The sequence below is a fragment of the Streptomyces actinomycinicus genome (assembly GCF_016741775.1).
In the GTDB taxonomy this organism is placed as follows: Bacteria; Actinomycetota; Actinomycetes; order Streptomycetales; family Streptomycetaceae; genus Streptomyces; species Streptomyces actinomycinicus.
In genome coordinates, this window is sequence record NZ_JAERRK010000003.1 from 128877 (window position 1) to 142734 (window position 13858).

14 protein-coding genes and 1 riboswitch are annotated in these 13858 nt (G+C 70.8%); of the genes, 7 read left to right on the forward strand and 7 right to left on the reverse strand.

The window, feature by feature from the left end; all coding sequences use genetic code 11:
- Positions 1-81: 81 nt before the first annotated feature.
- On the reverse strand, positions 82-1026 hold the full coding sequence (locus JK359_RS07600) for a glucosyl-3-phosphoglycerate synthase (protein WP_201833175.1): 945 nt from the start codon (positions 1024-1026) through the stop codon (positions 82-84).
- A 160-nt stretch (positions 1027-1186) separates the two neighbouring features.
- Positions 1187-1343: riboswitch (SAM riboswitch) on the forward strand.
- A gap of 17 nt (positions 1344-1360) precedes the next feature.
- Between JK359_RS07600 and thrC the strand changes: the two genes are divergently transcribed.
- The 4 genes from thrC to groL all read left to right on the forward strand — a co-directional run bounded on the left by thrC (position 1361) and on the right by groL (position 5566).
- Entirely contained in the window at positions 1361-2644 is a 1284-nt protein-coding gene (gene thrC, locus JK359_RS07605) for a threonine synthase (protein ID WP_201833176.1), read from the forward strand.
- Positions 2645-2731: 87 nt separating this feature from the next.
- Positions 2732-3007, forward strand: a complete 276-nt coding sequence (locus JK359_RS07610; RefSeq protein ID WP_201833178.1) for a MoaD/ThiS family protein — start codon at positions 2732-2734, stop codon at positions 3005-3007.
- 433 nt (positions 3008-3440) lie between these two features.
- Positions 3441-3644, forward strand: coding sequence for a cold-shock protein (locus JK359_RS07615; RefSeq protein ID WP_004986573.1), 204 nt, complete (start codon positions 3441-3443; stop codon positions 3642-3644).
- A 299-nt stretch (positions 3645-3943) separates the two neighbouring features.
- A complete protein-coding gene (gene groL, locus JK359_RS07620) occupies positions 3944-5566 on the forward strand; it encodes a chaperonin GroEL (RefSeq protein WP_031170937.1) in 1623 nt (540 codons plus the stop codon).
- A 10-nt stretch (positions 5567-5576) separates the two neighbouring features.
- On the opposite strand, the gene JK359_RS07625 is transcribed toward groL, so the two are convergent.
- The 5 genes from JK359_RS07625 to JK359_RS07645 all read right to left on the reverse strand — a co-directional run bounded on the left by JK359_RS07625 (position 5577) and on the right by JK359_RS07645 (position 9970).
- Complete coding sequence (locus JK359_RS07625) at positions 5577-6974, reverse strand: MFS transporter (RefSeq protein ID WP_201833180.1); 1398 nt, start codon at positions 6972-6974, stop codon at positions 5577-5579.
- Between the two features lie 100 nt (positions 6975-7074).
- Positions 7075-7755 (reverse strand): Uma2 family endonuclease, encoded by a 681-nt coding sequence (locus JK359_RS07630; protein WP_236677463.1) that lies wholly within the window; start codon positions 7753-7755, stop codon positions 7075-7077.
- Positions 7756-7814: 59 nt separating this feature from the next.
- On the reverse strand, positions 7815-8636 hold the full coding sequence (locus JK359_RS07635; RefSeq protein ID WP_201833951.1) for a hypothetical protein: 822 nt from the start codon (positions 8634-8636) through the stop codon (positions 7815-7817).
- Between the two features lie 298 nt (positions 8637-8934).
- Complete coding sequence (locus tag JK359_RS07640; RefSeq protein WP_201833182.1) at positions 8935-9147, reverse strand: DUF397 domain-containing protein; 213 nt, start codon at positions 9145-9147, stop codon at positions 8935-8937.
- Positions 9131-9970, reverse strand: coding sequence for a helix-turn-helix domain-containing protein (locus tag JK359_RS07645; RefSeq protein ID WP_201833184.1), 840 nt, complete (start codon positions 9968-9970; stop codon positions 9131-9133). Before JK359_RS07645 ends, JK359_RS07640 begins: the two co-directional genes overlap by 17 nt.
- Before the next feature lie 115 nt (positions 9971-10085).
- Between JK359_RS07645 and JK359_RS07650 the strand changes: the two genes are divergently transcribed.
- The 3 genes from JK359_RS07650 (at position 10086) to JK359_RS07660 (ending at position 13242) form a co-directional block, all read left to right on the forward strand.
- The gene (locus tag JK359_RS07650) at positions 10086-10388 is read left to right on the forward strand and encodes a hypothetical protein (protein WP_201833186.1); all 303 of its coding nucleotides are present in this window, start codon (positions 10086-10088) and stop codon (positions 10386-10388) included.
- Positions 10389-10503: 115 nt separating this feature from the next.
- Complete coding sequence (locus JK359_RS07655; RefSeq protein ID WP_201833188.1) at positions 10504-11631, forward strand: NADH:flavin oxidoreductase; 1128 nt, start codon at positions 10504-10506, stop codon at positions 11629-11631.
- Between the two features lie 69 nt (positions 11632-11700).
- Positions 11701-13242 carry a carboxylesterase/lipase family protein gene (locus tag JK359_RS07660; RefSeq protein WP_201833190.1) on the forward strand — a complete coding sequence of 514 codons (1542 nt, stop codon included), beginning with the start codon at positions 11701-11703 and terminating at the stop codon, positions 13240-13242.
- On the opposite strand, the gene JK359_RS07665 is transcribed toward JK359_RS07660, so the two are convergent.
- A complete protein-coding gene (locus JK359_RS07665) occupies positions 13239-13808 on the reverse strand; it encodes a hypothetical protein (protein WP_201833192.1) in 570 nt (189 codons plus the stop codon). The two genes, JK359_RS07660 and JK359_RS07665, sit on opposite strands and share 4 nt — an antisense overlap.
- Positions 13809-13858: the final 50 nt, after the last annotated feature.

Here is a 13858-nt window from a genome sequence, read left to right on the forward strand (position 1 = left end):
CCTCAACCTAGCCCGGCCCGGAAACGCTCAAACGTACGTTCCGTCCGGGAACGGAAGGAAAGGGAGCCGTATACGGCCCGTTCACGCCACCTTCCGTTCGGCGTACTCGGCGATCTCCAGCATCGGCGGCCGTTCCTCGGTGTCCACCGAGTAGGTGCGCGGCTCGAAGCCGTCCTCGCCCCGCTCGAACTGGGTCAGCGCGGGCCGCACCAGATGGCCGCGGGCCAGCCGGAGCTGGGCCGTGCGGTAGATGGCGGCGGCCATCCGGCCGAGGGCCTGTCCGTCCTGGTGCCGGTGCCTGCGCACGCCCACGTCGACCTGGGCCAGCGCGTCCAGTCCGGCCAGGTGCAGCGCGTCCACGAGCATGCCCAGCTCCACGCCGTAGCCCACCGGGAACGGCAGCTGTTCCAGCAGCGAGCGGCGGGCCGCGTACTCGCCGCCCAGCGGCTGCACGAAGCCGGCCAGCTGCGGCCAGTGCATGTTCAGCAGCGGGCGGGCCATCAGCTCGGTGACCCGGCCGCCCTGCCCGCCGGTGCCGGCGAGGGGGCGGTCGTACATCGCCTTGACCAGTTGCACGTCCGGTTCGGTGAGCAGCGGGCCGACGATCCCGGAGACGAAGTCGGAGGAGAACTCCTTCAGGTCCGCGTCGACGAAGCAGACGATGTCCCCGCCGGTCACCAGCAGGGACCGCCACAGCACTTCACCCTTACCGGGGACGGCGGGCAGGCGGGGCAGGATGTCGTCGCGGTGGACGACACGCGCGCCCGCGGCGGCGGCGACCTCGGAGGTGCGGTCGGTGGAGCCGGAGTCGACGACGACGATCTCGTCGACCAGCGGGACCTGCTCCACGAGGTCGTGCCGGATGACCGCGACGATCTCGCCGACCGTCTCCTCCTCGTCGAGGGCGGGCAGTACGACGCTGATCGTGTGGCCCGTGCGCTGCTTGGCGGCCAGGATGCGGTGGAGCGGTCGATCGGCCACGGACCAGGACCGCTCGGCCAGCCAGCGCTCGACTTCTTCCAGCACGGTCTGCGGCTCCTCACTGTCGTGATCGCACGCGGTGACTGCGTGTGATCCATCTCGCGGTTCGGACGACTATCTCAACTGTCCTGGCCTTCGGTTACAGTCTTGAACAACACCGATGACCATCGCATGTCGGGGGTCACCGGCGTCCACAACCGCATACAGCTCATCCAGAGGGGCAGAGGGACACGGCCCGATGAAGCCCCGGCAACCCTCCAGTCGGTTCTCGTAGATCAGTCTTGATCGTTTCCGCGAGGCTCCCGGCTAGGGAAGGTGCCAAATCCGTCTCACGGCGAAGTGCGTCGTGAGGAAGATGAGGAGAAAGGGCCTCGCCTCCATGGCTGTGCAGACAGTTGCCACCACCAGCAATTCCACCGTAGACCTCGGTCCCGCCGCGGCGCTGAGCTGTCGCGAGTGCGGTCACCGGGTGCCGCTCGGGCCGGTGTTCGCCTGCGAGGAGTGCTTCGGGCCGCTGGAGATCGCCTACGACTTCTCCGCCTACGACACCGAGGAACTGCGGGCGCGCATCGAGGCCGGCCCCGCGAACATCTGGCGTTACGCGCCCCTGCTGCCGGTCCCGGCCGACGTCGCCGAGAAGCCGAACATCAACCCGGGCTGGACCAAGCTCGTCAAGGCCGACAACCTGGCCGGCGAGCTGGGAGTCACCGGCGGGCTGTACATCAAGGACGACTCCGGCAACCCGACGCACTCCTTCAAGGACCGCGTCGTCGCCCAGGCCCTGGAGGCCGCCCGCGCCTTCGGCTTCACCACGCTCTCCTGCTCCTCCACGGGCAACCTGGCCGGTGCCGTCGGCGCCGCCGCCGCCCGGGCGGGCTTCCGCTCCTGCGTGTTCATCCCGCACGACCTGGAGCAGGGCAAGGTCGTCATGGCCGCGGTCTACGGCGGTGAACTCGTCGGCATCCAGGGCAACTACGACGACGTGAACCGCTTCTGCTCCGAGCTGATCGGCGACCCGGCCGGCGAGGGCTGGGGCTTCGTCAACGTCAACCTGCGGCCGTACTACGCGGAGGGCTCCAAGACCCTGGCGTACGAGATCTGCGAGCAGCTCGGCTGGCGGCTGCCCGACCAGATCGTGGTGCCGATCGCCTCCGGCTCCCAGCTCACGAAGATCGACAAGGGGCTGCAGGAGCTGATCAAGCTCGGTCTGGTCGAGGACAGGCCGTACAAGATCTTCGGTGCGCAGGCCGAGGGCTGCTCGCCGGTGTCCGCCGCCTTCAAGGCGGGACACGACGTGGTCCGCCCGCAGAAGCCGAACACCATCGCCAAGTCCCTCGCGATCGGCAACCCGGCCGACGGGCCGTACGTCCTCGACATCGCGCGCCGCACCGGCGGTGCCGTGGAGGACGTGACGGACCCGGAGGTCGTGGACGCGATCAAGTTGCTGGCGCGGACTGAGGGTATTTTCGCGGAGACCGCGGGCGGCGTGACCGTGGGCGTCACCCGCAAGCTGATCGAGAACGGCGTGCTGGACCCGGCGCTGACGACTGTCGTGCTGAACACGGGGGACGGTCTGAAGACCCTGGACGCGGTGGCCGGCACGGGGCTGACCGCCACCATTCGTCCCAACCTGGAGTCGTTCCGGGAGGCCGGGCTCGCCTAGAGCCGTCGTCACGCTGCGGGCCGGCGGGGGCCGGTCGCGCAGCTCCCCGCGCCCCTGAGGCCGATCACCTGACCGGAGGTCACAAGCATGAGCGTCACCGTCCGCATCCCCACCATCCTGCGCACCTACACCGGTGGCCGGGCCGAGGTCAGCGCCGAGGGCGCGACGCTCGCCGAGGTCATCGCCGACCTGGAGAAGAACCACACCGGGATCTCCGCCCGCGTGCTGGACGACCAGGGCAAGCTGCGCCGGTTCGTCAACGTGTACGTCAACGACGACGACGTCCGCTTCGAGCAGGGCCTGGACACGGCGACCCCCGAGGGCGCGGGCGTCTCGATCATTCCGGCGGTCGCCGGAGGCTGATTATTACCTTGGGTAACCTCGGTTACCCGTTGTTCATGCGATTGCCCCCTCCGTGAGAGAAGCGGAGGGGGCAATTCTGTGTGATTGAGCGCGGTACAGTTGGGGAACACGGCCGTGGCCCTCGGGTCGCGGGCCCTGGATCCATGCCGCACGGCCCGACAAGAAGTAGCCAAAATGGGCGGGCTTTATGCGGCATTTGTTCTTTTTGTGGGGCCCGACTTGCCCTGAATTCAGGCGAATTCTCGCCACATTCCGGACCGCGTGCGTCCAGAATTCTCGTCCGATTGACCTGTTGCAGAGGGCAGTTGGGCAGATACATTCAGCCGCGGTCGACGCGTTCCGGCGCACGCCCCCGACCGGTTTGGGGGGCGAGGTCTGACCCGGGTCCGCGAAGTGCGGATCTGTGCAAGGGCCAGTAATAGGGGAGTTAGGCATGGCTCAGGGCACCGTCAAGTGGTTCAACGCGGAGAAGGGGTACGGCTTCATCGCGGTCGACGGTGGTGCGGACGTCTTCGTCCACTACAGCGCGATTCAGATGGACGGCTACCGCACCCTGGAAGAGGGCCAGCGGGTCGAGTTCGAGATCTCGCAGGGCCAGAAGGGTCCGCAGGCCGACATGGTTCGCGTCACCGCCTGAACGTTTCTTGCACGAAGGGCCCGCACCTCGCACAGGGTGCGGGCCCTTCGCCGTGTCCGGCGCTCCCGTGTTCGCGGGCGGCTGACGACCGCCCCGCACCCCCCTCGGGCGCTTGCACTCGACCATGCCGAGTGCTAATCATTGCGTTAGCACTCTGAAGGTGAGAGTGACAAAGAAGGACCGGGTCGGTGAGGCCCGCGGACCAGGTGGGGCAAGGAACCACAGGTCGGCGAGCCGTCCGTCGCGGGCGCGGGCGCGGTCCGAAGGAATCACCCCCAGTCCTGGAGGGACCACTTCACATGGCCAAGATCATCGCGTTCGACGAGGAGGCGCGGCGCGGCCTCGAGCGCGGCATGAACCAGCTCGCGGACGCCGTGAAGGTGACGCTCGGCCCCAAGGGCCGCAACGTCGTCCTCGAGAAGAAGTGGGGCGCCCCCACGATCACCAACGACGGTGTCTCCATCGCCAAGGAGATCGAGCTCGAGGACCCGTACGAGAAGATCGGCGCCGAGCTGGTCAAGGAAGTCGCCAAGAAGACGGACGACGTCGCCGGTGACGGTACGACCACCGCGACCGTGCTCGCCCAGGCCCTGGTCAAGGAAGGCCTGCGCAACGTCGCCGCCGGCGCCAACCCGATGGCCCTGAAGCGCGGTATCGAGAAGGCCGTCGAGGCCGTCTCCGCCGCCCTGCTGGAGCAGGCGAAGGACGTCGAGACCAAGGAGCAGATCGCCTCCACCGCGTCCATCTCCGCCGCCGACACCCAGATCGGCGAGCTGATCGCCGAGGCCATGGACAAGGTCGGCAAGGAAGGCGTCATCACCGTCGAGGAGAGCAACACCTTCGGGCTCGAGCTGGAGCTGACCGAGGGCATGCGCTTCGACAAGGGTTACATCTCCGCCTACTTCGCGACCGACATGGAGCGCATGGAGGCGTCGCTCGAGGACCCGTACATCCTCATCGCGAACTCCAAGATCGGCTCCGTCAAGGACCTGCTCCCGCTCCTCGAGAAGGTCATGCAGTCGGGCAAGCCGCTGCTGATCATCGCCGAGGACGTCGAGGGCGAGGCCCTGTCGACCCTGGTCGTCAACAAGATCCGCGGCACCTTCAAGTCCGTCGCCGTCAAGGCCCCGGGCTTCGGTGACCGCCGCAAGGCCATGCTCGGCGACATCGCCATCCTCACGGGCGGCGAGGTCATCTCCGAGGAGGTCGGCCTCAAGCTGGAGAACGCGACCCTGGACCTCCTGGGCCGCGCCCGCAAGGTCGTCATCACCAAGGACGAGACCACCATCGTCGACGGTGCCGGCTCCTCGGAGCAGGTCAACGGCCGCGTGAACCAGATCCGCGCCGAGATCGAGAACAGCGACTCGGACTACGACCGCGAGAAGCTGCAGGAGCGCCTGGCGAAGCTCGCCGGCGGTGTCGCGGTCATCAAGGCCGGTGCCGCCACCGAGGTGGAGCTGAAGGAGCGCAAGCACCGCATCGAGGACGCCGTCCGCAACGCGAAGGCCGCCGTCGAGGAGGGCATCGTCGCCGGTGGTGGCGTGGCCCTGCTGCAGGCCTCCCAGGTCTTCGAGAAGCTGGAGCTGGAGGGTGACGAGGCGACCGGCGCCAACGCCGTGCGCATCGCGCTCGAGGCCCCGCTGAAGCAGATCGCCGTCAACGCCGGCCTCGAGGGCGGTGTCGTGGTGGAGAAGGTGCGCAACCTGACCCCGGGCCACGGCCTGAACGCCGCGACCGGCGAGTACGTCGACCTGGTCGCCGAGGGCATCATCGACCCGGCGAAGGTGACCCGTTCCGCGCTGCAGAACGCCGCCTCCATCGCCGCGCTGTTCCTCACCACCGAGGCCGTCATCGCCGACAAGCCGGAGAAGGCCGCTGCGCCGGCCGGCGGCGGCATGCCGGGCGGTGACATGGACTTCTGATCCTCCCGGATCACCTGTCCTTCTCCGAGGGCGGTACTCCCAGCTTCTGGCCGGGGGTACCGCCCTCGGGCGTCTCCGGCGTCTTTGGCCCCCGGCGGGGGGCTCCGCCGGCGCTCGCGGACTCCGCCAGGGCCGCCAGGCGCCGCAGGCCGGCCTGCCGCTGCACCAGACTCAGCACCGTGACGGCGGCACCCAGCGCCAGCCAGCCCGCCGGACCGGCCGTCATCACCGCACCCGTCAGCAGCGGGGGGCCCACCGACTTCTGGACCGACTGCGCCATCCCGGCCACGCCCAGGTAGGAGGCCCGGGCACGAGGCGGCGCCAGGCTGACCGCCAGCTCCCAGGAACTCACCGAGCGCAGCAGTTCGGCCAGGGTGACCAGCATCGCGGCCGCGAGCATGGCGAGCGACGCGGACCAGGCCCCGCCACCGGTGGCGGTCGCGAGGACGAGGCAGCAGGCGAGCAGGGTCACGCCGTACCAGCCCACCGCCGAGGCGGCTTCGCGCGGACCCTCGGCCCGCGCCGAGACGCGCAGTTGCAGCACCACCACGAGCACGGTGTTGATCACCAGGAAGGCGGGGACGACCGCGTGCGGGGCGGTGGTGTGGTGCACCAGCCACAGCGGCAGGCCGACGCCCAGGACCGCGTCGTCCAGGTTCATGGGGATGTCGAGCAGCACGAAGAGCAGGTACCCGGGGTCCCGCCAGGGGCTTGGGGCCGGCTCGGGGGCGGGGGAGCGGCCTTGGCCGCCGTCGCCCTGTGCCACGACGAGCCCGTGCCCGGCCGGCTCCCGGGTCCGCCGGACCAGCACGGCGGCCAGGACGTAGGAGAGCGCGTTGGCCAGGATCAGCGCACGGTAGGCGTTCGTAGTGCCCACGGCGAGGCCGAGCGCGGCGACGCCCGCGCCGAGGGCGTACCCGGCGTTGGCCACGCTGCGGAACAGCGCCTGGTAGGTGGTACGCCGCTCACCGGCGACCCGGGTGGCGAAGAGCATCTCCAGCGTCTTGGCCGCCCGCTCGCCCAGACTGGTGAGCGCGACCAGGAGGAGCAGCGTGGTGAAGTCGTCGGCGACCAGCAGCGCGACCATCGTGCCCAGGCGCAGCAGGTGACAGCCGATCAGCAGTCCCCGTACGGAAAGCCGTTCGGCGGCTCGACCGGCGAGCGGTGACCCGGCGATCCCCGCGACCGCGCCCACTCCGAGGAGAAGCCCGAGTTCGCGCGCGTCCAGCCCGCTCACGAAGGTGAAGTAGAGCACGGAGGCCGCGGCCCATACGCCCGTCCCGGTCCGGTCCACGCACTGCGCCAGCAGCATGATCCGCGCGTCCCGCCCGCCCGGGGGCCGCCGCAGCTGGGCCAACAGCCCGCCCCTGCCGTCCCCGCCGCCCTTGCCGTCCCAGGCCCGTCGCATGGCCAGCCCCCGTCTCCGCCGTACCCAGCAATCTCGATATCAAGATACTTGATATCGACAAACTGGCGCTGGGCGGTGGTAGGCGGCGGTGCGGAGAGGGTCAGTCGGCGTAGGCCTTGAGCTTCTCGGTGTCGAGCGTGATGTCGACGGGGGAGGGGAGGATGACGGTGGCGCCCCAGGGATGGGACGAGGACTGCTGGTAGCGGCCGTCCTTCGGCTCGCTGAACACCGTGAGCGTGTTGCTGTCGCGGTCGATGAGGAGGTAGACGGGGATGTCGGCTTCTGCGTAGCCGACGGGCTTGTCGATTCGGTCGCGCTGGTCCGTGTCGCGGTCATGGGAGGTGATCTCTACGGCCATGAGAGCGCCGTCGGTGTCGGACCAGTTGCCGTGGCCCTTGAAGTGGCCGACGGGCGCGAGGAAACCGTCCGTGATGGCGCGGCCCTTGCGGTAGGCCTCGGCCTTGACGCCCCTCTCGGGCATGAGGTTCAGCTCGGGGCGCTGCTGCATGCACTGACGTAGCAGCCACATGAAGATCTCGCCGTGGTTGCCGTCGGGCATGGCCTTGACTACTACCTTTCCGTTGACGTACTCCAGCCGCACCGTTTCGGGGGCGGCGGCGGCCAGTTCCTCGAACTCCGCCACGTCGAGCGGCCCGTGCCGTACGCGCAGGCGCCCGCCGAGGAACTCCAGCCGGTTGCGCAGCTCCCGCGGAGCCCTGCGGACGAGTTCCTCGAAGTCCTCGACGGACATCTGCGGGCGTTCTCCGGTGTCAGGGGTCATGGCGTCGCCTCCTTCCCTCCATCGTGCCCCGGGGTTGTGGCGCCGGACCGTATGAGCGGTCATGTGGGTGTCCTTTCGTTTCGCCGTAGGGACATCGCAGCCCGGATCTCGCCTGCCCGTGCGTGGATGTCGGGGGCGGGCGGAGGCGTACGGGGGTGCGCGGGGGCGCGCTCGCCCCGGCAGCCTCCGCACACGCCCCCCGGTAGCGCTTCCGGCCGCCCCGGCACCCCGCACTCCGCGCACTCCAGTACCCGGCGCGGTGGGCGGGGGAGCGGTTCGGGCGGGAGCTTGTCGACCAGACGGCGGCGGACCAGGGCGGCGGGGTGATGGACCGGGGTGGGCAGGCCCTCGGTCAGCGCGCGGACCACGATCTCGTCGGTGGCTCCGCGTGTGAACCACTCCGCCAGCAGCGGGGCGAGCGCGGCGCAGTCGGCGGAGGAAAGGGACAGGACCGGGGCCGTGCGGCCCAGGGCGGCGAGGAGGATGTGGGCGCGGGAGCGGGTGGGGCCGGGGCGTTCGGGAGGGTGCGGGTCCTGTGGAACGTCGCCGCGCGTGAACGCAGCCCACCAGGCGTCGCCGCGTGCGGTACGGGACCACCACGATCGGGTGATCCAGCGCGAGCCGCCGGAGGCGGTCTCCAGCCGCTCCCGGCCTCGCCTCAGGTGGCCGGCCCGCTGGAGGTGGTTGAGGGCGGTGCGGAGCGCGCACTGGCCGTACGGCAGCTGCTTGGCCAGCGTTTTCACCGAGATGTCGGTGCCCTCGGGGAGGCGGTCGAGGTAGGCGGCGATGGCTGCTTCGCGGGGTGGGAGGTGTGCGAAGTCGTGGTTCGTGCGGGGGCGTTGGCCCGGCGCGGAGCGTTTGCCGTAGCCCGGGGTGGCCATCGGGTGGTCGGCGGGGGGTGCGTGCGTGGGCGTGGGGGCAGCACTAAGCTTGGTGTCAGCCACGGGATTGGTCTCGCAATCTCGTCGGTCAGCCGTGGGATTGGTCTCGCAATCCCGTCGGTCAAGCCCCCGCAGGTGTTGGTAGCACCTGGCGGGGGCTGTTCGTTATGCGGGACGTTAGAGGCTCGTGACTGTCCGTGGCAAATCGGTCGCTTCGCGTCAACTCGCGGGGTGGGAGGGTGGGTTGAGACCCACACCCATTCCATGCAAAGAGGGCTCGGGGCTCGGCGCCCGAGGCTCAAGCGCCGAGGCTCCTGAGGTTTTCGACGAACGCCGACCAGGCCTCGGCCCGGAACACGAGCTTCGGGCCGTCGGGGGCCTTGGAGTCGCGGACGGGGACGAGGGTGGGGAAGTCGTGGGTCACTTCCAGGCAGTTGCCGCCGTCTCCGCCGCTATAGCTGGACTTGTGCCAGGTCACCGCGTCCAGGTCATGCTCAAGGATGGTCCTCATGTGCGTAATCCTGCGCCACCACCTCGATCAGGGCCAGAGAGTTCTCCGGGCGGAGTGCGGAGGCCGTGAGGAGTTCGTAGGTGAATCGCTGGTGCCGGACGATCTCCGGATCGTCCTCCAGTCGGCCGGTGCCGACGCCCTCGAAGTAGACCAGTGGGGGCGCTTCCTCGAAGTCCATGAGTTTGACGGCACCCTGCATGGCTGCATGTGCTCCCGCCTCGAACGGCAGCACCTGCACGATGACTCGGCCTCGGTGTGCCAGGCCGGCGATGTGGCGCAGTGCCTCCGCCATCACTGCCCGGCCCCCCGTCACCCTGCGCAGCGCCGATTCGTCAATCACCGCCCACAACAACGGCTCTGTTGGGTCGTCGAGGAGGCGAGCGCGATCCACCCGGGCCGCCACCAGCTCGTCGATCACCTGCTGCGGTGCCGTCGGCTGATACGCGCGGCACACCGCCTGTGCGTACGCCGGCGTCTGGAGCAGCCCCGGGATCAGAAGCGGCGCGTACTCCCTGATCGCAGTAGCGCTTGCCTCCGCCTCCGCGGCCTCCGCAAAGTGCTCCGGATACTTCGACTTGGCAGCCGCCGCACAGTTCCGTTGGAAGAAGTCGTCCGTCCCCAGAGCGTCGTCCAGCATCCGCGCGTACTCCGCCTGCATCCGCCGGGTCCCCGCCTCCAGCTGTCCGATGAACGAGCCGCTCACGAACAGCCGCTGGCCGAGCTGGTCCTGGCTGAGTCCCTGCCGCTCGCGGGCGTGCCGTAACTCCGCGCCCAGCAGTGCGCGCGGCGATGACGACGGGTCGAGGTCCTTCGGTCCTGCCATGGCTGCTCCCGGTCCGACAACAGGGTCTGTTGGGACGTCGTGTCTGGCCAGGCTAGGGCGCCGACGGACACGCTGTGTGGTGAACGTGAACACTCAGCGTGGAGGAACCGGAGCGATGGAGACGAAGAAAACGGCCGGCGACGAGCGGCCCGCCCGGACCGCCGACGAGGCGGTGGAGCGGCTGCGGGACGCCCTGCGGGAGGTGGGGATCGTCCTTCCGTCCCTCCGGGTGGACCCGCTGAGCACTTCGGACGAGGACCCGTACGCCCTGGTCGACCTGGGACGCTGCAATCTCGGCGTGGCCTCGCGGCTGGCGGCCGTGCTGCGGGCGAGGGGCGTCGGCGCGTCGTCACCGGACGAGGTGCTGCGGGAGCGGGTGCGGCAGCTGAACCGGGACAGTGTGAGCGGGGTCACCTGAGAGGTTTCCGCGGGGCCGGAATGTGGGGCAGCGCATAGGCGGTTACTTAAGGAGCTGCAACAATGCGTGCTCACATACCGACCGGTTGCCCCCGCCACTCACGAGGAGCCCCCACGTGACCGTCACCACGCCCCCCGCCTCCCGCGCGGCCCAGGTCCTGTCCCGGCCGATCACGCTCAACGGCCTCACCGTCCCGAACCGGATCGTGATGGCGCCGATGACCCGCATGTTCTCCCCGGGCGGCATCCCCGGTGAGGACGTGCGCTCGTACTACGCGCGCCGCGCCGCCGCCGGCGTCGGCCTCGTCGTCACCGAGGGCACCTACGTGGGGCACGAGTCGGCCGGCCAGAGCGACCGCGTCCCGCGGTTCCACGGCGAGGAGCAGCTCGCGGGCTGGGCGAAGGTCGCCGAGGACGTGCACGCGGCCGGCGGCACGATCGTCCCGCAGCTGTGGCACATCGGCATGGTCCGCAAGCAGGGCGACGCCCCGTACCCGGACGCCCCGGCCCTCGGCCCGTCCGGCCTCGTCACCGCCGGTGCCGAGCCCACCGGCAAGGCCATGACGCAGAAGGACCTGGACGACGTCGTCGCCGCGTTCGCGCAGGCCGCCGCGGACGCCGAGCGCATCGGCTTCGACGGCGTCGAACTGCACGGGGCCCACGGCTACCTGCTCGACCAGTTCCTGTGGGCGGGCACCAACCGCCGCACGGACGCGTACGGCGGCGACCCGGTGGCCCGCACCAGGTTCGCGGCCGAGATCGTCGCGGCGGTCCGCGAGAAGGTGTCCCCCGACTTCCCCGTCCTCTTCCGCTACTCGCAGTGGAAGCAGCAGGACTACACCGCCCGCCTCGCCGAGACCCCCGAGGAGCTGGAGGCGATCCTCACCCCGCTGGCGGCGGCCGGCGTCGACGTCTTCCACGCCTCCACCCGCCGTTACTGGGTCCCCGAGTTCGACGGCTCCGACCTGAACCTGGCCGGCTGGACGAAGAAGCTCACCGGCAAGCCGGTCATCTCGGTCGGCTCGGTCGGTCTCGACGGCGACTTCATCAACGCCTTCCAGGGCGAGGGCTCCGAGGTCAAGGGCATCGACAACCTCCTGGACCGCATGGAGGCCGACGAGTTCGACATGGTCGCCGTCGGCCGTGCGCTGCTCCAGGACCCCGAGTGGGCGGCCAAGGTGCTCTCGGACCGCTTCGCCGAGCTGGCGCCGTACGACGCGGCGGCCGTGAAGACCCTCAGCTGAATTCCCGTCCCGCAACGGGCACTCGTGATCGCCGCCGGCCGTTCTCCTGATGACCAGTGAGGAGCGAGCATGACGACGAGCGAGTCCCCGGCCCCGGACACCGACGGCCCCGTGGTGCGCACCGCTTCCGGCGCGGTGCGCGGCCTGCGCGAGCAGGGTCTGTCGGTGTTCCGGGGCATCCCCTTCGCCGGGCCCCCGGTCGGCGAGGCCCGCTTCCGGGCCCCGCGCCCGGTGCGGCCCTGGGACGGCGTCCGGGAGGCGTACGCCTTCGGGCCGCCGCCCCCGCAGGACCTCGGCGTCCAGGGCGGCACGGTCACCGGGCCCGCGGGCGACGACTGGCTGACCGTGAACGTGTGGACACCCGAGGCGGACCCGTCCGCCGGCCGTCCCGTCATGGTGTGGATCTACGGCGGCTCCTACAAGATGGGCCACGCGGGCCAGCCCAGCTACGACGCGCAGGCCATCGCCCGGGACGGCGACGTCGTCGTGGTCACCCTCAACTACCGGGTGGGCGTGGAGGGTTTCCTCCGTCTCGACGGTGTCCCCGCGAACCGGGGCCTGCTGGACCAGGTGGCGGCGCTGGAGTGGGTGCAGGAGAACATCGCGGCGTTCGGTGGCGACCCCGGCCGGGTGACCGTCTTCGGCGAGTCGGCCGGAGCGGGCTCGGTGGCCTCGCTGCTGGCCATGCCGAGGGCCCGCGGCCTGTTCCGGCGGGCGGTGGCCCAGAGCATGCCGGGCACCTTCTTCTCCGACGAGCTGGCGCGTGACATGGCGGCGGTGCTGGCGGCGGAGGCGGGCCGCAGACCCACCGCGGCGGACCTGGCCGCCGTCGACCCGGGACTCCTGGTGGCGGCGGGCCAGGCGGTGAGCGCCAAGATGCCCCAGTACACCGGCAGATGGGGCCAGGCGGCACCGACGGTCACCCCCTACGCCCCGGTCGTCGACGGGGACGTCCTGCCCACCACCCCCTGGCAGGCCCTCGCGGCGGGCGCGGCCCGCGAGGTGGACCTCGTGGTCGGCCACAACCGCGACGAGTTCCGGCTGTTCATGGCGATGGGCGGCATGCTCGGCAGGATCACCGACGAGCGGCTGATGGGGACCCTGCGGCTGCTGGCCCCGGGCGGCGAGGCGGGCGAGCGGGCGTACCGCGCGGCCTTCCCGGACGCCTCCCCGTCCGACCTGTTCGAACGGGTCCAGACGGACTGGCTGTTCGCGATGCCGTCCCTGCACCTGGCGGAGGCCCAGCAGGAGGGCGGCGGCACCGCCCACGTCTACGAACTCACCTGGCCGGCGCCGGGATCCGGCGGTGTCCTGGGCGCCTGCCACGCCCTGGACGTCGCCCTGCTCTTCGGCACGTACGGCGCCGTGCTGGGCGGTCTGCTCTTCGCCGGGGCGGAGACACCGGACGGGGCTCGGGACCTGTCCGCCTTCTTCCGGCGCGCATGGACCTCGTTCGCGCACACGGGAGACCCGGGCTGGCCGGCGTACGACACGGAAGCACGCCTGGTACAGGTCCTGGACGCGCAGCCGCGGGTCACGGCCTACCCGGAGGAGCGGAGCAGACGCCTGTGGCAGGGGCACGCGTTCCTGCCCCTGCCCCTGCTCCCCTAGAGGTTGCCCATGGGCTCGATGTCGACGTAGACGGGGGTCCCCCACACCCGCAGCACCTCGTAGTCGGTGAACTCGTGCACGAGCCGGTACGCCATGGCGGGCCGGGAGCCGCGCCGCTGGGCGGCGAGATACGCCTCGGCCTCGTGCCGGTCCCGGCGGGGCGTCCCGCACAGCTGCCATTCGCGCCCGTTCCAGGCCTCGGGCAGCCAGCGCTGCTGCGGCTGGGGCCGGTCGGCACGGACGCCGTAGCGGGAGGGCGCCGTGGCGGGGACGGCCTCCGGCCTGCCGCCGCTCTGGTACTCCGCCCGCCGGGCCGCCCGGCGCCGGGTCTCGCACAGCAGGCACAGATCGGGGGCGCTCTCGTCCACGGGACCCTGCGGGTGCTCGGGGCACCGGGTGCTGGGCGCGGTGGAGGCGACGCTCTCGTCCAGCAGGTCCAGCGCCCTGCGCAGATCGGCCTTGATCTCGTGCAGCCGGGCGTCCGGGGTGTCGGCGGTCAGGGCCTCCCCGTGCTCACCGAGGAGCCGGAGGGCCCTGCCGAGGGCGGTGAGCTGGGCGTGGTTCATGGTGTCCGACGGTAGCGCGTCCCCCGCGGGACCGCGGCGGGCGGTGACCT